Raw genomic sequence first — 23,385 nt, 5'->3', positions numbered from 1 at the left:
GGGCCTCATTCGCGACATTGCGACATAATGCCGACCCCCGGCTGCGAACAAGTGATCGCGTGCCTCTTTCAACGGCTGTCCGGGGCGGTTAAATGAAGCCACAGGTTTTGGAGAGACAATGCTTTTCTGGATCATCGCCGCCACGCTTGCGACAGCCGTCTGCGGGCTCATCGTCCTCAGTCTGATGCGCGGACATGCAGGGGCCGAGCCGCCGGCCGCGTACGACCTGAGGGTCTATCGCGACCAGTTGCGCGAAGTGGACCGGGATCTGACCCGCGGCGTCATCGGGGAGGCCGAGGCCGAACGCATCCGCACCGAAGTATCGCGGCGCATCCTCGCGGCCGACGCCCAGCTAGACAAGAGCGGCGAGAGTGGCGGGCAGCCAAGGCTGCCGGGCACCATCCTTTCGGGCCTTGCCGCGCTGTTGCTGATCGGCGGATCGCTGGCGCTTTATTCCCGGATCGGTGCGCCCGGCTATCGCGACCTTCCGGTGGAGGCGCGGATCGCGGCCTCGGACGAGGCCCGGGCCAACCGCCTGGATCAGCAGCGGGCCGAGGCGCGCATGCCCGCGGCGCCACCGCCCGACGCGTCCGAGGACTTCCTGAAGCTGATGGACAGGCTGCGCGAAACGGTGAGCGACAACCCCGAGGATCTGCGCGGGCTGAACCTTCTGGCGCGCAACGAAGCGGCCCTCGGGAACCTCGTGGCCGCACGCAAGGCGCAGGAAAGGGTCGTCGCGGTGAAGGGACCGGCGGCCACGGCACGCGACCATGCATTTCTCGCGGAGTTGATGATCGGGGCCGCGGGCGGCTATGTGTCAAGCGACGCGGAGTCCGCGCTGCGCGATGCGCTGGAACGGCAACCCTCGCAGGGCTCGGCGCGCTATTACCTGGGTCTTTACCTGATGCAGGTGGACCGCCCCGATGCCGCGTTCCGGATCTGGCGGCGGCTGCTGGAGGAAAGTGGTCCCGACGCCCCCTGGGTCGAGCCGATCCGTGCGCAGATCGGGGCCGTGGCCCGGCGCGCCGGGGTGACCTACGACCTGCCGGAACGTGAAAGCGCGCCTCGGGGCCCCGATGCCGCCGATCTTGAGGCCGCCGGGCAAATGACAGCGGCGGAACGGCGCGAGATGATCACCGGCATGGTGTCACGCCTGTCGGACCGGCTGGCCCGCGAAGGCGGAAGTGCCGCGGAATGGGCCCGGCTGATCGGTGCCTACGGGGTTCTGGGTGAAACCGACAGCGCCCGCGCCACCTGGACAGAGGCGCAGCAGGTCTTCGCGGACCGCGCGCAGGATCTGGAGCTGATCCGCGCCGCCGCAAGGCGCGCGGGCGTGGCGGAATGATTTTCGAGGACATCGCCGAATTCGCCGCCGCCCTGCCGCGCCTGCGCCCGATTCTGGGGCTGGACCCGGGTACCCGCACCATTGGTGTGGCCGTTTCGGACCGCACACTTTCGGTGGCAAGCCCGCTGGAGACGATTCGGAGGCGCAAGTTCAGCCTTGACGCGGATCGGTTGCTGGAGATCTGCAGCGACCGCGAGGCGGGAGGGTTCGTTCTGGGATTGCCGCGCAACATGGACGGAAGCGAGGGACCGCGATGCCAATCCAGCCGCGCCTTCGCCCGCAACCTTGGCCACCGCACCGAACTGCCGATCACTTTCTGGGACGAACGGCTCTCGACCGTGGCCGCCGAACGGGCGCTTCTTGAAGCGGATGCGACACGCAGACGTCGCGCGGAGGTTATCGACAGCATCGCCGCCTCGTATATCCTTCAGGGAGTTCTGGACCGGCTGGGGCATATGGGAGTGACAGGTTGAGTGACGAAAAACTCTGGAAACGCAACGAGATCGAAAGCCCCTGCGTGCGTATATGCGTCGTCCATCCCGAAGCGCGGATCTGTACCGGCTGTTACCGCACCACGGACGAAATCGCGCGGTGGACGAAGATGACACCGCAGGAACGGCGCGAGATAATGGCCGCCCTGCCCGACCGGTCGGACCTGCTGCGCAAGCGGCGTGGCGGACGCGCGGCCCGGCTGGGCCGTGGCTGAGGGCAGCCCGAAGCACGGTTCGGCGCGTCCGAATGCACCATCCGGGGGCATCGGGCGGAGCCTGGCACGGGCGGCAGGGATCCTGCTCTCATGCCCGTGACAACCGCCCGGCAGGGTTGACGACCCAATGGCCTGAGCCCTTGTCCTTGCGCTGGATCATGGACATGCGGTCAGCGCATCCACATGCTCGGATTCCGAAAAACCGGGAGGAAAGACATGCGCACACAGGTAGCCATCATCGGCGGCGGGCCGGCCGGCCTTCTGCTGTCGCAACTTTTGCACACCAACGGGATCGATACGGTCCTTCTGGAGCGCCGAACACGTGAGCACGTATTGTCCCGGATCCGGGCGGGCGTTCTTGAGTCCGGCACCGTCGCGTTGATGCAACAGGCAGGTGTCGGCGAACGCGTCAACGACGAGGGCCAGGTGCACGAAGGTGCCGTCATCGCCGCGGCGGGCAGAATGCAGCGGATCGACTTCAGCAAACTGACCGGACGGCATGTCACGATATACGGCCAAACCGAGGTTACCCGCGATCTCTATGAAGCGCGCGACGCCGCGGAAGCGGTGACGCTGCACGAATGCGCCGGCGTCAAGCCGCACGACATCGACACCGACGCACCCTACGTGACCTTCCTGCAGGGAGGCAAAGTGCACCGGCTGGATTGTGAATTCATCGCCGGATGCGACGGGTTTCACGGCCCCTGCCGGCAGGCAATCCCCGAAGCGCGGCGCACGGAATACGAAAAGACATATCCTTTCGGCTGGCTCGGGGTTTTGTCGGAGACCCCGCCGGTGGCCTCGGAACTGATCTATGCCGGATCGGAACGCGGTTTCGCATTGTGTTCGATGCGCAACGAGACCCTCAGCCGCTACTACGTGCAGTGCGCGCTTTCGGACAGCCCCGAGGACTGGGACGACGACATGTTCTGGGACGAGCTGCGGCGCCGCCTGCCCGAAGAGGTGGCCGCAAACCTGGAAACCGGCCCATCGGTGGAGAAGTCAATCGCGCCCTTGCGGTCCTTCGTCTGCGAGCCGATGCGGTGGGGGCGGCTTTTCCTGTGTGGCGACGCGGCCCATATCGTACCCCCGACAGGCGCCAAGGGCCTCAACACGGCGGCCAGTGACGTGCATTACCTTTTCCAGGCCCTGAAGGCTCATTTCCAGAACAAGAACGACGCCCTGCTGGACAGCTATTCCACCGACGCGCTGGCCCGGATCTGGAAGACAGAGCGGTTCAGCTGGTGGATGACGAACCTTCTGCACCGTTATCCCGAGCAGACACCTTTCGACATCGCGTTGCAGAACGCCGAACTGGACTATATCGCCCAGAGTACCGCGGCACAGCAGGCGCTGGCCGAAAATTACGTCGGACTGCCATATTGATGTGGGTCGGCTTCTCGGACGGGATCGGCCTGCACTACCGTGACGAAGGCCCCCGCGACGGCCTGCCGGTGGTTTTCGCCAATTCCCTGGGCACGGATCTGCGGCTCTGGGAGCCGCTGCTGTCACACCTGCCGGAAGGCTTGCGCATCATCCGCTACGACAAGCGCGGTCATGGCCTGTCGGACTGTCCCGCGCCGCCGTATTCCATGGGCACCCTGGTACGGGACGCGGAACGGATCCTGGATCACCTTGACGTGACGGGCTGCGTTTTCGTCGGGCTCTCGATTGGCGGCATGATCGGCCAGGGACTGGCCGTCAAACGCCCCGACCTCGTGCGCGCCCTTGTCCTGTCCGACACTGCCGCAAAGATCGGAACACCGGAGATGTGGCAAGAACGGATCTCCACGGTGGAGACCTGCGGCATGGCGGCATTGGCCGACGCGGTTCTGGAACGGTGGTTCACTCGGGCATTTCGCGATGGCGCCGGGGTCCGCATCTGGCACAACATGCTGCTGCGACAGCCGCCAGCGGGTTATGCCGGGTGCTGCGCGGCCATCGCGGGTACGGATTTCTATACACCCACCAGCGGACTGCGGCTGCCGGTCATGGGCATCGCGGGCACCGAGGACCGCGCCACTCCGCCGGATCTGGTTCGAGAAACCGTTGGCCTGATACCCGGCGCAAGGTTCGAACTTATCCGCCGCACCGGGCATCTGCCCTGCGTCGAGCGCCCCGACGCCTTTGCTGCACTGCTCAATGAATTCCTGTCCCGGCAGGCCCTGACCGGACCATGACCGCGGCGGCCGGCGCGATCGCGATAGGTTGTGTCGCAAAATTTGAACATCCGGTCAGGAATGCGTGTTAGTGCGGGGCCGAAAGGTGGCCCGGCATAATGAGTCATTTCCTCGCGCAACTCCCTGACGGGCTGTCTTGAGCCTGCAGTTGCAACCGTTCGACCCGCCCGTGCGGCGTGCCCACGCGATGGGGCTGATGATCGTCAGTTCCGTCGGGATCAGCTTTGGCGGGCTGGTCATACGCAGCATCGAGACGGCGGATGTCTGGCAAATCAATTTCTACAGGTCCCTGGCGCTGATCGTGACGGTAACGCTGATCATGGGCCTGCGTCACGGACGCGCCGCCCCGGCACGTGTCCGCGGCATCGGGCGTCCTGGGCTGCTGGCAGGGATCATGCTGGCGGCGGCGGGCATATCCTTCCTGCAGTCGATCACCAGCACCACTGTCGCCAACACCCTTTTCATGCTCAGCGCCATCCCTTTTTTCACCGCCGCATTGGCCTGGATCTTCCTGAAGGAGGGTCTGCACCGCTCCACGATCCTGACGATGATCGCCGCCGCCTGCGGTGTGGGCGTGATGGTCGCGGGCGGAATCGGCGCGGGGTCGCTTTACGGAAACGTGATGGGCCTGGTGACAGCACTGTGTTTCTCGGGCTACGCGATAATCGTGCGCCGGCACCGCGAAATCGAAATGCTGCCCGCGCTGATCGTCTCGGGTGGGCTCATCGTCTGCATTTCCGTGCTGCTGCGATGGGGAGATCTGGCCATTCCACTGCGTGAGATCGCGCTTTGCCTTCTCCTGGGAGGCGTGCTTTCGGGCTTGGCCAACGCGCTTTTCATAGCCGCGTCCAAGCACCTCGCGGCGGCCGAACTGACCCTTTTCATGCTGCTCGAGTTCGCCCTGGGACCGGTCTGGGTGTGGCTGTTTGTCGCCGAAACGCCGACAGCCGCAACCATCGCGGGCGGCACTGTCGTGATACTCTCGGTCGCGATCCGCGCCATGATCGAGCTGGCGCGCAATCACCGCCGGCGAAAACGCGGCATTCAGACGCCCTTCTGACCCGGCGCGTCCCGTTTGCAACCGCCTTCCGTTCCGATCCGGATCGGTGCTGGCACGGCGGGGCCATCGATGCGGTGCCGACCCGTTGCCGCGCAGGGCGCGTTCCGGCCATTCGCACTTGAACCCGCGCGCGAATCCGGGTCAGGCTTGGCCTCGGGGCCAGCGAACCGGCGGAGAGGGACAATGCGGAAAATCAGGGCTGCGGTCTGCCATCAGTTCGGCGCACCGCTTGCGATCGAAGACGTCGCGCTGCGCGCGCCGGAACTGGGGGAGGTCGAGGTCGCGCTGGACGCGGTGGCGATCTGCCATTCGGACATCTCCTTTGCCGAGGGGGCGTGGGGTGGCTCACTTCCCGCGGTCTATGGCCACGAAGCGGCCGGGCGTATCGCGGCCACCGGACCGGGTGTCGAGGGATTCTCACCGGGCGACTCAGTCGTCGTTACCCTGATCCGGGCCTGCGGCAACTGCCCGAGCTGTGGCGGAGGCCGCCCCACCGGTTGCGAGACGCCTTACGACGGTGACGCCGGTCCGCTTTCCCTGCCCGACGGTGGCATGCTGCATCAGGCGATGGCCTGCGGCGCCTTCGCCGAGCGCGTGGTCGTGGATCAGAGCCAGATCGTGCAGATCCCGAACGACATGGCAATGGACGCGGCAAGTCTTCTGGCCTGCGGAGTGATCACCGGCGTCGGCGCGGTCGTCAACGCCGCCGGGCTGCGCGCGGGGCAGGATGTCGTCGTCATCGGTGCGGGGGGCGTGGGGCTGAATGCCATTCAAGGCGCCCGTATCGCCGGGGCGCGCCGCATCGTGGCGGTGGACATGACAGAAGAAAAACTGTCCGACGCGCGTCGCTTCGGTGCCACGGACGGTGTGCTGGCGACGGATGAGAAACCGTGGCGCGCGGCCAAGGTGGCAATGGGGCGCGGCGCGGACGCGGTGCTGGTCACCGTCGGCGCGGCCGGGGCCTATGACACCGCGCCGCGCTATCTTGCCGGCGGCGGCCGGGTGATCATGGTGGGCATGCCCGCCACCGGCGCGGTCTCCGGATACGAGGCGGCCAATTTCGCCGCGACGGGGCAATCCATGGTCGGGTCCAAGATGGGGGACGTGGTGATCCGCCGCGATATTCCCTGGATGATCGACCTCTACCGGCAGGGGCGGTTGCAACTGGATGAACTGATCTCGAACCGCTGGAACCTCGAACAGATCAACGACGCCATCGCGGACACCAAGGCTGGCGGCGCGCGGCGCAACGTGATCATTTTCTGAGACAGACGCTCATCCGCCCTGGCGGGCGGCCTCGCCGGCAGCCCCCCGGGGCAAGGCCGGCACAACCCGGGAGGCATCCTTGAAGCTCAAAGACCTCGACATCATCGTCACCGCGCCACCCGCCCCGGGCTGGGGCGGGCGTTACTGGATACTAGTGAAACTGACCACCGATGACGGCCTCACCGGCTGGGGGGAGTGCTACGCGGCCACGGTCGGACCCGAGGCGATGCGCGCGGTCATCGAAGACGTGTTCGCCCGTCATATGGACGGTGAAAACCCCGAGAATATCGAGCTCATGTTCCGCCGCGCCTATTCGTCGGGATTCACGCAGCGCCCCGACCTGACCGTGATGGGCGCCTTTTCAGGGCTGGAAATCGCCTGCTGGGACATTCTTGGAAAGGCACGCGGCCGGCCTGTATGGGCGCTTCTGGGCGGGTGCATGAACGCGCGCATCCGCGCCTACACGTATCTCTATCCCCTGCCCTCGCATGATCCGAGGGCCTTCTGGATCTCGCCCGAGATGGCGGCCGAGAGCGCCGCCGACTGCGTGGAACGGGGCTACACGGCAGTGAAATTCGACCCGGCCGGCCCCTACACGATGCGCGGCGGTCACATGCCGGCGATGACCGATATCGACCTTTCGGCAAGGTTCTGCGCGGCGATCCGGGACGCGGTGGGCAATCGCGCCGACCTGCTGTTCGGCACCCACGGGCAGTTCACCACCGCCGGGGCCATCCGCCTTGGCCGGGCCATCGCGCCTCATGATCCGCTCTGGTTCGAGGAGCCGGTTCCACCCGACAACCCGGCTGAAATGGCCAGGGTCGCCGCGGCCGTGGGAATTCCGGTCGCCACCGGTGAGCGCCTGACCACAAAGGCGGAATTCGCGCCGGTACTGCGTGGCGGCGCGGCGTCCATCCTGCAACCCGCGCTTGGCCGGGCCGGCGGAATCTGGGAGATGAAGAAGGTCGCCGCCATGGCCGAGGTCTATAACGCGCAGATGGCCCCGCATCTTTATGCCGGGCCGGTGGAATGGGCCGCCAATATCCACCTCGCGGCGTCGATCCCCAACCTCCTGATGTGTGAAAGCATCGAAACACCGTTCCACGATCAGCTTATCAAGGGGACAATCCGGGTGAAGGACGGCTTCATCGACGCGCCCGAGGCACCGGGGTTGGGCATCGAAGTGGACGAGGCGCTGGCGCGGGCGAACCCCTACACGGGTACCGGGCTGCACCTCGAAATGCAGGAGGCACCCTGCGATTACACCCATGGCAATGCCTTCACCGGCGGCGCACCGCCTGAGGATACGTGACCCCGCGACCGGCCGTCCCGCCTACCGGGTCCATGCCGGCTGCGCGAAGAATCATGGCAGAAGGCCCAGCCACAACCATGCAGTGAGGATCGACAGCGCCGTGCCCAGCAGGACCGCCGAGGCGGCGACGCGACGGGCACGGCCATACATGTTCGCGAAGATGTAGGTGTTGATGCCCGGCGCCATGACCGCGGTCAGCACCGCCGAACGCGTGGCGGCATCCGGCAGCGCGAGGGCCATCCCCAGCCCGCGGGTGATCAGCGGATGCACCAGAAGCGCCACCGCGCAGACATAAAGAACGACGCGCAGATCGCCCTCGGGGCGGTAACGCACCAGGACCCCGCCCAGGCCGAACAACGCCGCCGGCAACGCCGCCCGCACCATCAGGTCCAGCCCGTCCCGGACCGGACCCGGTAGTTGCAGCCCGGCCAGATTGACCGCGAACCCCGCCACGATTCCAATGATGAGCGCATTGGAAAACATAGCCCCGGCGACCGTGCCGACGATCTTGAGGCCCGGGTGCCCGCGGGCCCGCACGATTTCCATCGCGGATATGCCCAACCCGTAGCAGAAGGGTGAGTGCAGCGCGATGATGGCATAGTTCGCGGCAAGCGCGCCGGCGCCGTAGGCGCGTTCGGTGATCGGCAGACCCAGCAGGACCGAGTTCGAAAACAGGCAGCAGAAACCGATCGCCACTGCGTCCTCCCAAGGTCGCGCGAAGATCAGCCGCGCCCCCAGCAACCCGAGAAGAAACCCGCCCAGGGCCCCGGCATAGAAACTGGATAGGAGCCGCCAATCAAAGCTTTGTTCCAGGTCAAGGCGGGCAATCGCGGTGAACAGCAGGCAGGGTATCGCGAATTGCTGCGTGAAGCGCATCAACCCGTCCACGCCCGACTCCGGGAACCATCCTGCCCGCACGGCGACGTACCCGAACCCGATCACCAGGAAAACCGGCAGGATGACCTCGATCAGTGCCTGCATCGGCGTCAGAACGGGTAGGAGATCACCATGCCGTCATGGGCCGGGGTGATATGAGGTGGCGTTTCCTCGGCGACGGTGCGGTAATCCATGTCGATATGCATGTTGGTAAGCACAGCGCGCCGGGGCGCTGCCCGGGCGATCCATTCCAGCGACAGCTCCAGATGGGCATGCGTCGGATGCGGGGTGCGCCTCAGGGCATCGAGCACCCAGCAATCCAGCCCCTCCAGCGAGGGCCACGCCGAGCCGGGAATGGAGGCCACGTCCGGCAGGTAGGCCAGATCGACGATCCGGAACCCGAGCGCGTCAATCGTGCCATGATTCACGCTGAACGGCTTCAGCGTGACAGCCCCGCCCTGCCCTTCGATCGTGATGTCGCCGTCGATCGTGTGCATGTCCAGGATCGGCGGATATGGTGAGCTGTCAGGCTGCATGAAGGCGTAACCAAACCTGGAATAGAGCGTATTCTGCGTGTCTCCGTCGGCCCAGACCGGCAACCGTCTCTTCATGTTGAACACGATCATGCGCAGATCATCGAGCCCGTGCACATGATCGGCGTGGTCATGGGTGTAGACCACCGCATCCAGCGTGCCGACACCGGCATCGAGAAGTTGATTGCGCAGGTCCGGCGAGCTGTCGATCAGAACGCGGGTGATGCCGTCTTGCGTTTCGCGTTCAATCAGCATCGAACAGCGCCGGCGGAAATTGCGCGGTTCCCCCGGATCGCAATCCCCCCAGTTGTTGCCGAGGCGCGGCACGCCGCCCGAAGATCCGCAGCCAAGGATCGTGAAGCGCAATTCGCCCATCACGCCGCAGCCTTTGCAAACAGACGCTCGAAATTCGCCTCGGTCCGGGCGGCGAATTCGGGCCAGTCCATGCCGAACAGTTCCGCACCAACCCTGGCCGTGTGGATCGTATAGGCAGGTTCGTTGCGCTTGCCCCGGTAGGGCGGCGGTGCCAGATAGGGCGCATCGGTTTCCACCAGAATACGGTCCAGCGGGGCGGCGGCGAATATCTCGCGCAGGTCTTTTGATTTGGGAAATGCCGCGATGCCCGACATCGACAGGTAGAAGCCGAGGTCCAGCATGGCATGGGCCAGCCCGGCGCCCGAGGAAAAACAGTGCATCACGCAACTGAAGGGCGCGTTGCGGTGCTCCTCGGTCAGGATCCGGGCCATGTCGTCGTCCGCGTCCCGGGCATGGATTATCAGCGGCAGCCCGGTCTCGTGCGCCGCCGCGCAGTGGATGCGGAGGCTCTGTTTCTGCGCCTCCGCAGTTTCGGCGGTGTAATGATAATCCAGACCGCTCTCGCCGATTCCGACAAACTTGGGGTGTTGGGCGAGCGCGACAAGCTCCTCGACAGAGACCATCGGCTCCTCTGCCGCGCTCATGGGGTGAGTGCCGGCGGCAAAGAAAACCGGGTCGTGCGCCTCGGCAATGGCGCGGACGCGGTCCGCCTGCCGCAGCCTTGTACAGATCGTGACCATGCGTGCGACACCGGCCTCGACCGCACGGGAGACGATATCATCGCGCTCCTCGTCGAAATCAGGGAAATCGAGATGGCAGTGGCTGTCTGTAATGCGAATGGCGTCGGTCATCATCCCTCTGGTGCGGGGCTATTCCACCGCGGCCTGCTTGATCCTGCCAACGGTATCTAGGACCAGCGCAGCAGGGTCAAGGTTGACAGCACGGGCCCGGCGCGCGCGGTTTCCGACCTCCTGCGCACAGGCAGCCCAGAGGCGGGCGCGACGCGGGTCGGTGCCAAGCCGGGCCAGCATCTCGGCCTCGCCGGGGGCGGCCTCGACCGTTGGCGTCATTCCGGTGGCGGCCCGACGTGCCAGCCGCGCCAGCATCAGGTCCGTCAGTTCGAAAAGAAGATCGAAACGGTTGCCGGCATCCCTTGCCGCCACCGCATCAGCCAATTTCAAGGCCCGCGTCCGATCGACATCGGGCAACCCCGAAAAAAGCGCCACGATCTCGCGATAGAGCGCCAATCCGTCCAGATTGATCAACCCGACCGCAGCACCGACCGAGCCCCCGGCAAGCTCGGTCAGGGCATAAGACTCCGCGGGAAACTGCATTTCCGCCTGCCGCAGTGCCGCGGTCATGTCTTCTGCGCCAAGGGGGCGCAGGCGCAGCTCCCGGCAGCGTGACCGGATCGTCGGCAACAGCCGTGCCGGGCGATGGCTGACCATCAGGAAGGTGACACCCGGGGGCGGCTCTTCGAGCATCTTCAGAAGCGCATTCGCGGCCGAGCGGTTCATTTCGTCCGCGCAATCCACGATGACCACGCGGCGCCCGCCATCGGCCGCGCTGAGATGCAGGAACTCCATCAGTTTGCGCACTTCGCCCACGAGAATTTCACTGGCCAGGCGGTCACCCTTTTCCGTCGGGCCGCGGCGCAGCACGAACAACCCGGGATCCGCTCCGGCGGCCATCCGCCGCGCGACCGGGATCTCGGGATCGACCGACAGCGTATCAGGCGCCGGCGGCGCGTCGCCGAACAGACCGCCACCCTCGCCCGGTGGCGGTGCGGCGAGCAGAAAGCGCGCGATCCGCCACGCCAGTGTCGCCTTGCCCACTCCGTGCGGTCCGGTCAGCAGCCAGGCATGATGATGCCTTCCGCCATTGAAAGCGGTCAGGAAATCCGCCTCGGCATGGCCCTGCCCGAACAGAACCGGCGTTTGACGCGGATGCGGCGCCCCCTCGGCACGATCGGGCTCCGGAAGGTCGCGCAGATCGCTCATGCCAGGTGCTCCGCCACGATTGCGCGTATATCGGTGGCGACATTTTCAGGAGGCCGATCCCCGTCCACCCTGCGGATACGACCCGGGAACTCTGCCTCGAGTTCCAGAAATCCCGCGCGCATGCGAACCTGAAGATCGTCGCCGAAGGATTCGAACCGTTCCTCGCCCGCTGCCCGCCCCAGGGCCCGGGCCAGCCCGGTTGCGGGGTCCATGTCGATGAGCAGGGTCAGGTCCGGTTCCCTGCCGATCATCAAAGCATGCAGTTGATCGACGACGGCGCGCAGGCAGGGGCCGCGCAGGCCCTGATAAAGCCGCGTGCTATCGGCGAAACGATCACAAATGACGATCTTGCCGGCCTCAAGCGCCGGCAGGATCGTGCGCTCCATATGATCGCGACGAGCCGCGGTGAACAACAGCGTTTCGGTTTCCGGCGACCAGCGATCCTGCGCCCCCTCGAGGACCAGGCGGCGGATCTCCTCGGCTCCCGGGCTGCCGCCCGGTTCGCGGGTCAGGATCACTTCACGCCCGTTGTCGCGCAGATCCTCTGCCAGCAGACGCGCCTGAGTTGATTTGCCGGAACCGTCGATCCCCTCGAAACTGATGAACAGGGCAGGCTCGTTCAAAGCGCACCCTCTGGCCCCTGCCGCAACTGATCGAGCAACTTTCCCGAAACCGCTTTCAGCCTGGCCATGAAGCCGCCCTTGCCCACGTCCCGGGCCGCGACCAGTGGTACGCGTGTCGGCGGAAGCCCGTCCGGGGAAAGCACCAGTTCCGCCAACTCCTCTCCGCGCCTGATCGGTGCGCGCACCGGGCCATTGTAGACGACCTCTGCATTGATCCTGTCGCTGGACAGCACCGGCAAAAGGGTTGTCACATCTTCGGCAGGCGTCAGCCCCACACTCTGCATGTTGCCCATCCAGACCCTGGCCCGCGCAACTTCGGCCCCGGCCCGCAACACGCGCTTCTCCACGAACTGCCGGAAGGACCAGTTCACGATCGCCTGCGCCTCACGCGCCCGCGCCGCTTTGCTTTCGAGGCCCGAAATGACGAAAATCACGCGGCGGTCGCCTTGTTTGGCCGACCCGACAAGCCCGTAGCCGGCAGCCTGGGTATGCCCGGTCTTGAGACCATCAGCCCCGATCCCCAGCCCCAGAAGCGGATTGCGGTTGTGGATGTTCTGCGCCGCCCGTCCGTCGAACCGGAATTCCTTTTCCGCGAACATGGGATAGAAACCGGGAAAATCCCTGATCAAGCGCTTGGCCAGCAGTGCCAGATCGCGCACGCTCATGCGATGTCCGGGCGCGGGCCAGCCATTGGAGTTTATGAAGGTCGAATTGGTCATGCCCATCTGTTGGGCCCTTTGGGTCATGAACCTGGCAAAACCGGCCTCGGTCCCGTCCGGGCTCAGGGCTTCGGCAATCACCGCGCAGGCATCATTGCCGGACAGAACGATAATGCCCCGCAACAGATCCTCGACCCGGACCTTGTCGGTCGTGTCGAGGAACATCGTGGATCCGCCGTAACTCATCGCATGCCGTGAAACGGGCAGACGCTCGTCCAGCGTCAGGCGGCCGTCGCGAATGGCCTCGAACGCGACATAAAGGGTCATCAGCTTGGACATCGACGCCGGCGGCAGGGGCTTGTCCGCCTGCTTGCTCATCAACACCGTGCCGGTGGTGCTGTCGACGACAAAGGCGGCGCGCGCCCGGGTCTCGAAGGCCTCCACCGGCAAGGCCATGAAAACGGCGACAAGCGCCACCGCCAAGGACCGAAACAGTGGCGTCATGACAGCCTGTGATCGCGCTCGTTCGGGGTCAATCGGTGACGGCATAAGCATCCTCGAAGCCAACGTCCTTGATCTTTTCCAGAAGTGTGGACCGTTCAGAACGGCTTGTCGCCGGGCCGACAACCACGCGCCAGAAGGTCTTGCCGCGCGACGTCTGCTTGCGAACGGTGGGGACCATACCTTCACGACGCATGGTCACGGCCGTGTTGCGCGCGTTCTGCTCGATGCTGAATATGCCGATCTGAATGAAAGGCTTGTCCAGATCGGACGCGGGCGCGGAAGGCTCGGAGTCGGCGGATTCGGCCTCGGCCGCGTCGATCGCGGCGGCCGCGCCGGCGACCGGATCGATCTCGGCGGTCTCGATGTCGGCGCCCGTGCCCGACGGCTCAACCTCGCCGTCTTCTCCTGCAGGCGCCTCCTCGCGCCGCAGGGCGGTGACATTGAGCTGCGCCGGCGCGCCCGCCAGAAGCCCCAGGGCGGCGGCCGCGTCCGACGAAACCTGAATGGCCGGCCCGGGATTTTCGCGCTCACGCCGGAAAAGAGCCCCGATGACGAACTTGGAGTTGGCCGTGTTGCGGATGATCACCCGCTCCGGCTCGTCCACATCGGGATGCGCCACCCAAACACCGCCCAGAGACGGACGGCCATCCCAAAGCCCCATGTCAGTGACCTGAAAGACCTCGGGCGCCTCGACATCGCGCTCCACCAGCCGTGTCGCGCTCTCCGTGTCGGCCGGCGCGTCGACCGCCTCGGGTCCGGAATTGAACAGATTGAACTGTGGCAACCCCTGACAACCCGCCAGTGTCACGAACACCGAAAAAGCCGCCACCACACGCAACCCGCGTTTCGGCCCGTTTCGTCGAAAGTCCATGCCTTGCCCCTTGCCTGTCGATACGCCCCCGGATCACGCGGCCCGCCAAACGTGCCGCCCCCGATGTTCGGTGCTGTTGTTACGCCACGGCGCCCGCGATCTCTTGCCGCGTATCCAACTCTAACCGCATCTCCGCACCAAGAAAAGTGTGCAACACGCGGTTCGGCGGAATTCCCCAGCCCGGGCACTTTCAGAATCGGAAAGCGCAGTGTAACGACATCGGTCACGGAGGAGTGGCAGAGCGGTTGATTGCACCGGTCTTGAAAACCGGCGTACGTGAAAGCGTACCGTGGGTTCGAATCCCACCTCCTCCGCCACGATTTCGTTTAACATATTGTTTTAATTATATTTTTTTATATACATCTCCCTCTTACCGCCAAAATTACCATCAAAAAATTTTCCTCATTGTGCCACACCGCTCTGCCGCTTGCATCGATTTGCAGACCAGCCGCATGCCATTGTGGCGCTCATGGACTTTTACAGAGCGTGATATCCAGTTCACGGTTTAGTGCTCGTGCCTGACAGCTTCTGACGCTTCCTGCCCCTGTTCTGGATGGGATCCGGCTTTCATCCTATCCTGCCGGAAATCGACACCTTCGCAATATTCGTTTGGCTCGTCACCTGCCGGGCGCGATAGAACCATTGGCCGTGTCAACGCCTGACCTTACGAAAGCCTCGTCTGAAACTCTAGTATTTCAATGTCTTATCAGAATCCTTCAAAATCCTAAATCGTTCCACTTCTGATTTTGTTACGTTGCGCAAAGTCGAAACCAGCTCAGTTCACACGTCGCGCTCCGGGAGTTCCCCATTCTTGGACGTGTGAATCTGCGAACGCTAGAAGGAAGATCCGATGAACACCACATATGCAGAAAACCTTTATCTCTCCGTCGACCAGGTCGCTCAGCGCTTCGGCGTCTCGAAGGATTCGATCTGGCGCTGGAAGCGGAACGGCGAGTTCCCCAGGCCCTACAAGCTCGGCGGCGCCACGCGCTGGCGGCTCTCGGATCTCGAGGAGTGGGAAAGCCAGCTCACCTGCGGTTTCGTCACCAGTCTCGATGTCGATGCCCTGATGGTGCGCTGACGGCCAGACACAACGTTTCAACCAGATCCTGACCGCCCCACGACGTGGGGCGTCAGCCATATCAGCGGCGTGACCCTGGTCTCGCCGAACGGTCCGGTCATGCAAACTCGAGGTAACTCCATGACAAATCACAGCACCTTCTCCCCGCACGACGGCGCAAGCGAGACCATCATCACCTTTCCGCATAACGGCGACGCTCTCGGGCATGGCGCATCTGCCATGATCGACGGTAACGGGCCCGACGGCATGCCGGAAGGATTCAGCCTGCGCGATGACGGCATTTACCAGCTTCAGCCCAGCGACGATGACGAAATGGTGCCGGTGAAGATATGCTCACCCGTCGTCGTGATCGGACGGTGCCGGACTGCGACGGGCCATGGCTGGGGCCGCGTGGTCTCGGTGCAGGATCCCGAAGGGAACTGGCATGAGCTGGTCTTCGAAGGGCGGCAGCTTTCGCAGTCGCCGAACGTCGCCCTCGCCCCGCTCTTCGACCTCGGCCTTGAGCTGGCACCGGCACGCAAGGCGGCGGAAAGCGTGATGGTGTTGCTGCGCTCGTGGCAGCTCGAGGCAGTCTATCTTCGCTGCCACCGGGTCGGCTGGACCAGTGACGCGCATGACGCCTTCGTTCTCGGCAACGGCCGCGTGATCGGACATGCCCTTGTGACGACGGACAGCGTCCCGGACGACATGAAGGCGGCGATCCACACGCGGGGCACGCTCGACGCGTGGAAGAACGAGGTCGCGGCACGGTGCGTCGGTAATCCGCTGATGATGCTGGCGGTGTCGCACGCGTTCAGCGGACCGCTTCTGGCTGTTCTCGGGCAAACCGGTGGAGGGTTTCATTTGCGCGGCGTGTCGTCCCGCGGCAAGTCGACGATCCAGTATGTCGCCTCATCCGTCTGGGGCGCGCCGAGCCTGCTGCAGAGCTGGAACGGCACGCTCAGCGGCCTCGAGGGGATCGCGGCCGCGTGCAACGACACGCTGCTGAATCTCGAGGAGCTACACAATGCCGATCCCAGGACTGTCGGAGAGACCGTCTACAGGCTGGGCAACGGCAAGGGCAAGCTCAGGGCAAAGGCGAATGGGACGCCGCAGTCAGCGCAGCAGTGGCGCGTGCCCATCCTGTCGAGCGGCGAAGTCACGCTCGAAGAGCACATGAAGACGGCAGGTCGCAAGATGGTCGCTGGCCAGGCGGTGCGTCTGATCAATCTGGAGGCTGACTGCCGGGTGCACGGCGCCTTTGATAATCTTCACGGTGCAGACGGTGGCAGCGCCTTTGTCGAACGGCTCGATCTCGCGAGCCTCGAAAATTACGGACATTCCGGTCCGCTCTTTGTCGAGCATGTGATGGGAACCCGCGAAAAGAAGAAGAACTGGCGGACGTTCATTGATAACTTTTGCCGTCGCGTGGCGAAGCGCGAAGATCTGTCGCCGAGTGATGGACAGGCACGTCGTGTCCTCAAGCGCTTCGCCATTGCGGCACTCGCGGGGGAGCTGGCCACCAAGGCCCGTCTGACCGGTTGGCCGGCAGGTGCTGCGAGAGCGGCGGCGCAGGAGTTGTTCCGCAATTGGTTCTTAGCCGAGGAGGGCGTGACGAATGCGGAGATCGACATGGCCGTGCAGCGCACGCGAGACTATGTCGCAAAGCACTCTGCTCACTTTCAGACGATCGGGAGCGAGGACAATCCCCCGGTCGATGGCTGGCGGGACGAGCACTGGGTCTACATCCGGACGAAGTGCTGGCAGAAGATTCACGCTCCGAATAATCCGGGCGAAGTGGCTAGGCTGCACGCGGATGGCGGATTCCTGAAGACTCAGAAGAGCGGCGGTTTCCAGGTGCGGATGGGACGGCAGATCGAAGGCCGCCCGTGGACCTATGCCGTCAACGCCGCGAAACTCCGCGAGATGGGTGAGCCTGAAGAGTAAGCGCATCCTGACATTAGATGGCGGGAGGGGCCATCAGCCCTTCCTGCTCACCGGACCGCTTGGACCGAGCGGACCGTTCAGATCCGGATGACCGCGTGATATCATGACGGTCCAACTGGTCCAAGCGGTCCAAACGATTCAAGCGAAACGAGCACCTGACGATCAGGGCGAACCACGTGGTCCAGCCGGTCCGGCCGGTCCGGTCGGTCCACGCTGCCAGGACTGCATTGTGACTTTACACACGACGCTGGCCGCACCTCGCCAGAGTAGCCTTTTGCGCGCGCCGCCCTGCCCGGGAAATGGTGCCGTTAGATCAATTCGATCCCCCGGCCGATCCCCACTAGTCTGTTGCTATGAATGATACACGCAGCTGACACGCTGTGAGACACCTGACTGGACATGAGGAAGAAAATGCCGAAGAAACCTTACGCCGACACCCGCCTCGCGAAATTCATCGACAAGCGCGTGATGGAACTCAAGCCCCGGAAGTCGCAGATCGAGATCGCCGTCGAGGCCGGGTTCGTCAGCCAGAACATGGTCACCATGATCAAGACCGGCGCGAGCAAGCTGCCGCTCGACCGCGTGCCGAGCCTGGCGCGCGCGCTGGAATGCGATCCCGCCTATCTCCTGCGCTTGACGCTCGAGCAGATCGAGGGCGATACCGCCGCGCACGCGCTCGTGGAGATCATGGGCACGCCGATCACCGGCAACGAGCTCGGCTGGCTCCAGGAGATCCGCGAGGCTTCGGATCACAGCGACCCGCGCATGACCAGCCGTGGTCGCGCGGCGATCCGGGCGATCTTTGGTAAGTAGACGCATGAACGCACCGCGCGGCACATCCAGCAATGAGGCCCCTCCCCGCACACGCCGGATTTCCGTCAGCCCCGAAGACTTGACCGACAACGAGGTCGCATGGGTCGAGTTCCTGCGGATGATCAGCGATGGCCGCGATCTGCACCCGACGCTTCGCCGCGTGCAACTGCTCAGGCGCGTGTGCGGGAAGTTCTGAAAGCATCGCGCGCGGCCCGTGACGCCGATGGGCCGCGCGCCACGCCATAAAGGATTCGTTTCCCGCTTATCTGCACCGCGATACCAATCCCCGTCCCCCGGCGCGGCCGACGGGTGGGGATCACAGCGCGCAAGCGTCCATGGCTTTTCAGAAAGAAGCGCTGAGAGCGCCCAGGAGTCGCAGCTTGCATTGCGGCGGCCTCTCTCCACAGGAAGCGCCCTTAACGAATTGTGTGCGCCGCTCAGCCGCTCTCACGGGCATCATCTGGCGATCCGAGAGCATGACGTCGAAACACACCCGCGAACGAGCATCGATGCACCAACAGCAACGTTTCGCATAACCCGTGTTCTGGCCCGGGAACAAGGCGTCATGGAGACTGCCCTAACTAGCTCCTTGCAGCATCTTTTTACCGGATAATCTGACCTGCGAGGGAGGGCAGGGCCATCAATCAAGGCCGCGTGGGGTTCAACAAGTGCTGACTTTAGGCATATCGGGCCGCCCGGCTCCGTATTCGGCCCGTTGCGTGGCGGTAATGACTGGGGACACCCTTCTTAAACAGATCCCTCTCGCACTGCCCTTCTCCTTCTCCCTTGTCACAACAGAGCACCACTCGAAGGAGTCCGTCTGGTGACCTTTGGAGGAAGACGACTGACACACGGTCAACACCGTTGACGAAACGCCTCTCCGCGGGCTGTCATCTTCAGACTACGATGCCTCTCCTGAGCTAACACCCAGAAAAGCCGCGCCACCGGCGCGTCAACTCATCCAGCGCCTTGCCGACGACATCGTTCATCTCCGGCCATGCTGTCAGCCCCAGGCCCTCCCTGTCATTGGGCGGCGTGGATTGCCGGGCAGACGCGTGCTGCACGGCCCTTTCTTCGAATGCGCGTGCCCGGTGCCTGAGTTCGAGCCCATGGACACCACGCGTATGCATCTGGGCCTGTGCGTCATCCAGACGATATTGCAACGGGTCTACGCTGGCCAGCTTGAACGACAGGAATGGTCTTGTCAGCCGTCGGAACGAGACCTTCCCCAGATCATCGATGGTTTCAAGGTCGCGTGCCGCCAGAGTATCATGTCCGGATAGCGTGACTTCCACCCGGGCGCGGCGCTCACGATCCGGGAGCACGATCTTGGTCTGTTTCTCGCGGTTTCGTTGGTCCGCGATCTTGTGCTGGACGGTGACATGACCGAAGGCACGCTTGCCACCTTTCGCAAGGGTGGAATCGAGATGCAGGTCCTCACCAGACCGGGAGGTCAGAATGCGCCGCCTGATATCCTCGATCCCGATCCTGCTATCGGGTATCGGTTTCGATGATGATCGGTCGGGGAACAGGAAACGCACTTTGCTGACGTCCCCGGACGTGTCCGGAGCGTCGAAAATCTGCCGCGCATCGACATGGCGCAGATTGTCGATGTCGGTATCCATGAAGCAGGAATGCGGGCTCCAGTGATGGCGCTGTAGCAGACCGACCATCTCCTCGCGGCGCAGAACGGACTCTGCCGGATCCTCGGTCGCGGGATGGAAATCAACCGCCACCTCGATCATGTGAATCGTGATATCGCCACTGATACCGGGACCATCGCGGACCGCGGTCAGGATCGCGGTCAGCGTGTCCGGCACGGGATCCTGTATCAGGATCCCGAAGTGATACCCGGTGCTCTTGCCGAGCTCGGGGACCGGCAGTGGCTTGCCCCAGGCATCTTTCTTGTCGGGCTTCGTCAGATCCCGCACCATGACGGTCGTGCCGGTCTGCGTCTCGATCTCCTTACTGAACGGTTTCTCATCTCTCTTGTGGACCGTGCGGAGCAGGATCGCGATCCGGTCAACGAGGGCTGCTACCCGGTAATTGCCGCGAATGCCGTTGGCCGGTTTCAGCTCGAGTTTTCCGGCACGATCAGCACGCATCTTGCCGCCCTGAGACGTCGGGACCGAAGAGGCGCAGCGATAGTCGAGGACGGCATCACCCACGCCACGCCCGGCCACCCCGCGGTATTCCGATCTCTTTTCCGGTGAGGAATAGCGCAATGGAATCGTGAACGGATCAGGAGTGGCGGGAACCGGCGCGGGTCGCGCGTTCTGCCGGACAGGTTGCGCGTCTGCCTTGCCGGATATCGCACGGAGCACGGCCTGGATCTCGGGTGATTTCGTGACCGTCTTGCCGTCCTCGATCAAACCGCCCGAGTCCAGATATCGAAGGTAATCGGACAAAAAACGTCGCATGGATCTCAGGCGGGAATCGAAGGCCGCCGGCTTCTTTTCAACGCCGAAGACCCTGGGCCAGCATTTCGACAGGTCGTGCTTGCTGACATTCCGCTTGCTGATCCTGGCTCGCGAACTCATTGACATGTCGCGGCCTGTTTTTCCCTCATAGCGACATGCGCGCTTGCGCCACTCAAGTTCGATGAGGCACGCGGCAACACATTTCGCTATCTCGTGGCAATTCGGCTGTGTGCCCGGCGTCGTCTTCGCCCCGGGGCGACCGTCGAGGAGCAGCCAGCGACCGAACAGCACCAGCTCGGCCTCCGGTTTAACCTGCTTTTTGTCGGCACGAATTGCTTCCGCGAGGCTCCTGGAAACGGTTTTGGCCTTGGTGGGACGGCGCGCGTGCACCATCGCGTTGAGCCGAAGGATGAAGCTGTTCTCGTCTTGCAATGCGGTGATCTCGCCATGTTCGAAAAGATCCGATCTGTTCGCCAGATCTCTGGCAGTGACGTTCCGAACGGATTGCGCGCCTCCGTTTGTCGAAGATGCCATTTTCCCCTCCTGCACCCGGGCACCCTGTGACAGCATCACGATGGTGTGCCGATTCACGCCCCGTGGGTAATCGGGCATGCGACGGGGTCAACCGTCTGTTTCGCAGGAATGCGCAGGTGATCCGTTGCCGCGCCTGCGGCGCAATACCGACAATCGGCGGCGTGACAAGCCTATCCGCGCCACCAGGTGCACGCGCCGCTTTGCACCATGGCCGCGGCAAGATCACGACCGTCGGGAAGGTGACAGGAGCCGATCCACCGATCATAGCTCTTTCGGCCCGTGAGGCGACAGGATAGCGTCCTGCCCGATACGAGCGCCCGCATATTGCGATCAGCCCGGGTTCCGGCGGGCGTGCCGGTTTCCGGGCAATCGAGATTGGCGAAGCGGATAGGATGGTCGGCGACTTCGATCGTGTCGCCGTCCCGCACATGGGTCACGCGCCCGACCACATCGCCGGAAGCCGGCACCGGGACGGATGGTGCCCATGTCAAGGCATGTCCGCCCCGCAACGCCCTGGGTGTCGCGACCCTCTCGCCGCGGTCCACGAAACCAGCCCGGTCGAGGACATGTGGCGCGACCTGGGCGCCTGCCACCAACACAGCCACGAGCAGGATCAGGCGCGCGCCGATGATCCTTGACGCAGATCGGCGCGCGCGCCGCCGCTTCATCTTTCGCCACTGCCTCTGGGCCGGGGTCGGTCGTGCCAGCTGTCTCATCGTGCCGATACCAAACACAGGATCGTGGCGATTCTTGGGACAGCGTTCGATGCCTCGTCACGACTTACCGGTCGCGTTCGCCGCGCTCGGTTCAGGGGCCGGGGTTAGGAATGGCTGGCTTTTTATCGATACACAGCCCGCCGGATCCCGCTACGCACGTAAAGTCCTAGGAAAATCGATATTGTGCGCCGGGGATGCCTTCTGGTGCCACCGACATCTTATGACCCAAAGCTCCCATAGCTGAAGACGAAGAGGTGGTTCACGCCAGCGCTGTCGGGAGGGGCGAGAGCGCGCGCGTCGGTCTCGTGTCGCCATCGAGCTGACAGGTGCTCGTCGCGCCGAGAGCGGTTCAGTCGGCCTGAGATGTGGTTCGTCAAAGGTCTTCGATTTCCTTCACATATACACCAAAACATGTTATCGAAATCGAAATTCTTTAACATACGATGCGTGTCATGTTAACGCTGACCTACCAGATACCCGTAATTCCGCCGCCTGTGGAGCTGGAGACCATCGCGTCCCTGAAAGCGCTGGCGCGCGCGAACCGTGCCCTCGCGGAGCTCAAGGGACGTGCCGCGACGATACCAAACCAGGGCCTCCTCGGAAATCGAGAATATCGTCACGACGCAGGACGAGCTCTTTCAGGCTGACCTGTTCCCGGAGGGGCCGCGATCCGGGGCCGCCAAGGAGGTTGCGCTCTACCGGGACGCCGTAAAGCTCGGGTTCCAGCATCTGGTCGATAGCGACGGCCTCATCACCAACCGCACGCTCATCGAGATGTTCCGGCTGCTGAAAGGGCGCTCGGGTGGATTTCGATCCACGCCCGGCACCGCCCTGCGCAACGAAGCGACGCAGGACATGGTCTATGTGCCGCCGCAGGACCTACGTGAAATCGAATCCCAGATGTCGGCGCTGGAGCGGTTCGTGAACGACGACGCGCTTTGCGACCTCGATCCGCTGATCAAGATGGCGCTCATCCATCACCAGTTCGAAAGCATCCACCCCTTTCCGGATGGGAATGGACGCGTGGGGCGCATCCTGAACGTGCTCTACCTGACGCGCACCGGCTTGCTGGATATCCCGATCCTCTATCTCAGCCGATACATCACCCGGCACAAGGCAGACTACTATCGCCATCTTCAGGCGGTGCGTGATGATGGAGACTGGGAAGGCTGGCTGCTCTACATGCTTGAGGGGGTCGCGGAAACCTCGCAGACGACGCTCAAGCTGGTCGAGGCCATCCGTCGTCAGATGGCCGAGGCCAAGCACCGGCTGAGGAGCGAGTTGCCGAAGATCTACAGCCAGGATTTGCTGAACAACCTTTTCCGGCACCCCTATACCCGGATCGAGTTTGTCGTGAACGATCTCAAGGTCACCCGGCAGACCGCCTCGAAATACCTGGAGGCACTCGCCGAGCACGGCTTCGTGGAGAAGCATCAGTCGGGCCGCAGCAATTACTACATCAATGTGCCGCTCGTCGCGCTGTTTATGGAGAACGGCCCATAGGGAAATGTCACGCCGCGCTCTGGCCGCGCCAAGCGCCGACAAGAATGTTTACGTGGCCGCCACGGATGTTTACATATGTAAACATTCGGCCCGCGAAAATGTTTACATATGCCCGGGGAATGCCCTCGAAAATGCTTACATC

22 protein-coding genes and 1 tRNA gene are annotated in these 23,385 nt (G+C 63.9%); 14 read left to right on the top strand and 9 right to left on the bottom strand.

Annotation, left to right across the window (positions count from 1 at the left end; translation table 11 throughout):
- Positions 1 to 118: 118 nt before the first annotated feature.
- From ccmI to DQW77_RS15810, 8 genes are all read left to right on the top strand, one after another.
- A complete protein-coding gene (ccmI, locus tag DQW77_RS15845; RefSeq protein ID WP_113259198.1) occupies positions 119 to 1,345 on the top strand; it encodes a c-type cytochrome biogenesis protein CcmI in 1,227 nt (408 codons plus the stop codon).
- Entirely contained in the window at positions 1,342 to 1,818 is a 477-nt protein-coding gene (gene ruvX / locus DQW77_RS15840; protein WP_113259197.1) for a Holliday junction resolvase RuvX, read from the top strand. Before ccmI ends, ruvX begins: the two co-directional genes overlap by 4 nt.
- On the top strand, positions 1,815 to 2,051 hold the full coding sequence (locus DQW77_RS15835; RefSeq protein WP_113259196.1) for a DUF1289 domain-containing protein: 237 nt from the start codon (positions 1,815 to 1,817) through the stop codon (positions 2,049 to 2,051). The genes ruvX and DQW77_RS15835 overlap by 4 nt, the downstream gene beginning before the upstream one ends.
- A gap of 216 nt (positions 2,052 to 2,267) precedes the next feature.
- A complete protein-coding gene (gene pobA, locus DQW77_RS15830) occupies positions 2,268 to 3,437 on the top strand; it encodes a 4-hydroxybenzoate 3-monooxygenase (protein ID WP_113259195.1) in 1,170 nt (389 codons plus the stop codon).
- Positions 3,437 to 4,231, top strand: a complete 795-nt coding sequence (gene pcaD, locus DQW77_RS15825) for a 3-oxoadipate enol-lactonase (RefSeq protein ID WP_113259194.1) — start codon at positions 3,437 to 3,439, stop codon at positions 4,229 to 4,231. The genes pobA and pcaD overlap by 1 nt, the downstream gene beginning before the upstream one ends.
- A 136-nt stretch (positions 4,232 to 4,367) precedes the next feature.
- The gene (locus tag DQW77_RS15820; protein ID WP_147094994.1) at positions 4,368 to 5,291 is read left to right on the top strand and encodes a DMT family transporter; all 924 of its coding nucleotides are present in this window, start codon (positions 4,368 to 4,370) and stop codon (positions 5,289 to 5,291) included.
- Between the two features lie 183 nt (positions 5,292 to 5,474).
- Positions 5,475 to 6,557 carry an alcohol dehydrogenase catalytic domain-containing protein gene (locus DQW77_RS15815; protein ID WP_113259192.1) on the top strand — a complete coding sequence of 361 codons (1,083 nt, stop codon included), beginning with the start codon at positions 5,475 to 5,477 and terminating at the stop codon, positions 6,555 to 6,557.
- 79 nt (positions 6,558 to 6,636) lie between these two features.
- A complete protein-coding gene (locus tag DQW77_RS15810; protein WP_113259191.1) occupies positions 6,637 to 7,869 on the top strand; it encodes a mandelate racemase/muconate lactonizing enzyme family protein in 1,233 nt (410 codons plus the stop codon).
- 51 nt (positions 7,870 to 7,920) lie between these two features.
- Here DQW77_RS15810 and DQW77_RS15805 read toward each other — a convergent pair whose 3' ends face one another.
- From DQW77_RS15805 to DQW77_RS15775, 7 genes are read right to left on the bottom strand one after another with little or no spacing between them, the layout of a single operon-like run.
- Positions 7,921 to 8,850, bottom strand: coding sequence for an AEC family transporter (locus tag DQW77_RS15805; protein ID WP_113259190.1), 930 nt, complete (start codon positions 8,848 to 8,850; stop codon positions 7,921 to 7,923).
- 5 nt (positions 8,851 to 8,855) lie between these two features.
- Positions 8,856 to 9,653: an MBL fold metallo-hydrolase gene (locus DQW77_RS15800; RefSeq protein WP_113259189.1), complete on the bottom strand. Its 798-nt coding sequence runs from the start codon at positions 9,651 to 9,653 to the stop codon at positions 8,856 to 8,858.
- Positions 9,653 to 10,444, bottom strand: a complete 792-nt coding sequence (locus DQW77_RS15795) for a TatD family hydrolase (protein WP_404947942.1) — start codon at positions 10,442 to 10,444, stop codon at positions 9,653 to 9,655. Before DQW77_RS15795 ends, DQW77_RS15800 begins: the two co-directional genes overlap by 1 nt.
- 18 nt (positions 10,445 to 10,462) lie before the next feature.
- Complete coding sequence (locus tag DQW77_RS15790) at positions 10,463 to 11,593, bottom strand: DNA polymerase III subunit delta' (RefSeq protein ID WP_113259187.1); 1,131 nt, start codon at positions 11,591 to 11,593, stop codon at positions 10,463 to 10,465.
- Positions 11,590 to 12,216 carry a dTMP kinase gene (tmk, locus tag DQW77_RS15785; RefSeq protein WP_113259186.1) on the bottom strand — a complete coding sequence of 209 codons (627 nt, stop codon included), beginning with the start codon at positions 12,214 to 12,216 and terminating at the stop codon, positions 11,590 to 11,592. The genes DQW77_RS15790 and tmk overlap by 4 nt, the downstream gene beginning before the upstream one ends.
- The gene (locus DQW77_RS15780) at positions 12,213 to 13,379 is read right to left on the bottom strand and encodes a D-alanyl-D-alanine carboxypeptidase family protein (protein ID WP_258523884.1); all 1,167 of its coding nucleotides are present in this window, start codon (positions 13,377 to 13,379) and stop codon (positions 12,213 to 12,215) included. The genes tmk and DQW77_RS15780 overlap by 4 nt, the downstream gene beginning before the upstream one ends.
- Before the next feature lie 28 nt (positions 13,380 to 13,407).
- The gene (locus DQW77_RS15775) at positions 13,408 to 14,250 is read right to left on the bottom strand and encodes an SPOR domain-containing protein (RefSeq protein ID WP_113259184.1); all 843 of its coding nucleotides are present in this window, start codon (positions 14,248 to 14,250) and stop codon (positions 13,408 to 13,410) included.
- 227 nt (positions 14,251 to 14,477) lie between these two features.
- On the opposite strand from DQW77_RS15775, the gene DQW77_RS15770 reads away from it, so the two are divergent.
- The 5 genes from DQW77_RS15770 to DQW77_RS15750 all read left to right on the top strand — a co-directional run bounded on the left by DQW77_RS15770 (position 14,478) and on the right by DQW77_RS15750 (position 18,266).
- Positions 14,478 to 14,567: transfer RNA gene (locus DQW77_RS15770), tRNA-Ser, on the top strand.
- Between the two features lie 533 nt (positions 14,568 to 15,100).
- On the top strand, positions 15,101 to 15,331 hold the full coding sequence (locus DQW77_RS15765; protein WP_113259183.1) for an AlpA family transcriptional regulator: 231 nt from the start codon (positions 15,101 to 15,103) through the stop codon (positions 15,329 to 15,331).
- Positions 15,332 to 15,400: 69 nt separating this feature from the next.
- Complete coding sequence (locus DQW77_RS15760) at positions 15,401 to 17,257, top strand: DUF927 domain-containing protein (RefSeq protein WP_147094993.1); 1,857 nt, start codon at positions 15,401 to 15,403, stop codon at positions 17,255 to 17,257.
- A gap of 411 nt (positions 17,258 to 17,668) precedes the next feature.
- Complete coding sequence (locus DQW77_RS15755; protein ID WP_113259181.1) at positions 17,669 to 18,070, top strand: helix-turn-helix domain-containing protein; 402 nt, start codon at positions 17,669 to 17,671, stop codon at positions 18,068 to 18,070.
- Positions 18,071 to 18,074: 4 nt separating this feature from the next.
- The gene (locus DQW77_RS15750) at positions 18,075 to 18,266 is read left to right on the top strand and encodes a hypothetical protein (protein WP_113259180.1); all 192 of its coding nucleotides are present in this window, start codon (positions 18,075 to 18,077) and stop codon (positions 18,264 to 18,266) included.
- A gap of 724 nt (positions 18,267 to 18,990) precedes the next feature.
- Here the strand turns inward: DQW77_RS15750 and DQW77_RS15745 are convergent.
- Positions 18,991 to 21,024, bottom strand: a complete 2,034-nt coding sequence (locus DQW77_RS15745) for a hypothetical protein (protein ID WP_147094992.1) — start codon at positions 21,022 to 21,024, stop codon at positions 18,991 to 18,993.
- 170 nt (positions 21,025 to 21,194) lie between these two features.
- Positions 21,195 to 21,692, bottom strand: a complete 498-nt coding sequence (locus DQW77_RS15740) for a thermonuclease family protein (protein ID WP_113259178.1) — start codon at positions 21,690 to 21,692, stop codon at positions 21,195 to 21,197.
- A 615-nt stretch (positions 21,693 to 22,307) separates the two neighbouring features.
- Here DQW77_RS15740 and DQW77_RS15735 point away from each other — a divergent pair.
- Positions 22,308 to 23,243 carry a Fic family protein gene (locus DQW77_RS15735; protein WP_258523883.1) on the top strand — a complete coding sequence of 312 codons (936 nt, stop codon included), beginning with the start codon at positions 22,308 to 22,310 and terminating at the stop codon, positions 23,241 to 23,243.
- Positions 23,244 to 23,385: the final 142 nt, after the last annotated feature.

Origin of the sequence: Roseovarius sp. TE539 (genome assembly GCF_003298505.1) — a bacterium.
Classification (GTDB): Bacteria; Pseudomonadota; Alphaproteobacteria; order Rhodobacterales; family Rhodobacteraceae; genus Roseovarius.
This window is presented reverse-complemented; position numbering and strand designations above follow the sequence as displayed.

Excerpts from the sequence above, each read along its gene's own strand:
- DQW77_RS15790 (WP_113259187.1), bottom strand. The coding sequence starts at position 11,593 with ATGAGCGATCTGCGCGACCTTCCGGAGCCCGATCGTGCCGAGGGGGCG.
- pcaD (WP_113259194.1), top strand. The coding sequence starts at position 3,437 with ATGTGGGTCGGCTTCTCGGACGGGATCGGCCTGCACTACCGTGACGAA.
- ruvX (WP_113259197.1), top strand. The coding sequence starts at position 1,342 with ATGATTTTCGAGGACATCGCCGAATTCGCCGCCGCCCTGCCGCGCCTG.
- DQW77_RS15755 (WP_113259181.1), top strand. The coding sequence starts at position 17,669 with ATGCCGAAGAAACCTTACGCCGACACCCGCCTCGCGAAATTCATCGAC.
- DQW77_RS15775 (WP_113259184.1), bottom strand. The coding sequence starts at position 14,250 with ATGGACTTTCGACGAAACGGGCCGAAACGCGGGTTGCGTGTGGTGGCG.
- DQW77_RS15805 (WP_113259190.1), bottom strand. The coding sequence starts at position 8,850 with ATGCAGGCACTGATCGAGGTCATCCTGCCGGTTTTCCTGGTGATCGGG.
- DQW77_RS15765 (WP_113259183.1), top strand. The coding sequence starts at position 15,101 with ATGAACACCACATATGCAGAAAACCTTTATCTCTCCGTCGACCAGGTC.
- DQW77_RS15750 (WP_113259180.1), top strand. The coding sequence starts at position 18,075 with ATGAACGCACCGCGCGGCACATCCAGCAATGAGGCCCCTCCCCGCACA.
- DQW77_RS15740 (WP_113259178.1), bottom strand. The coding sequence starts at position 21,692 with ATGAAGCGGCGGCGCGCGCGCCGATCTGCGTCAAGGATCATCGGCGCG.
- DQW77_RS15745 (WP_147094992.1), bottom strand. The coding sequence starts at position 21,024 with ATGGCATCTTCGACAAACGGAGGCGCGCAATCCGTTCGGAACGTCACT.
- ccmI (WP_113259198.1), top strand. The coding sequence starts at position 119 with ATGCTTTTCTGGATCATCGCCGCCACGCTTGCGACAGCCGTCTGCGGG.
- DQW77_RS15795 (WP_404947942.1), bottom strand. The coding sequence starts at position 10,444 with ATGACCGACGCCATTCGCATTACAGACAGCCACTGCCATCTCGATTTC.
- pobA (WP_113259195.1), top strand. The coding sequence starts at position 2,268 with ATGCGCACACAGGTAGCCATCATCGGCGGCGGGCCGGCCGGCCTTCTG.
- DQW77_RS15815 (WP_113259192.1), top strand. The coding sequence starts at position 5,475 with ATGCGGAAAATCAGGGCTGCGGTCTGCCATCAGTTCGGCGCACCGCTT.
- DQW77_RS15780 (WP_258523884.1), bottom strand. The coding sequence starts at position 13,379 with ATGACGCCACTGTTTCGGTCCTTGGCGGTGGCGCTTGTCGCCGTTTTC.
- DQW77_RS15800 (WP_113259189.1), bottom strand. The coding sequence starts at position 9,653 with ATGGGCGAATTGCGCTTCACGATCCTTGGCTGCGGATCTTCGGGCGGC.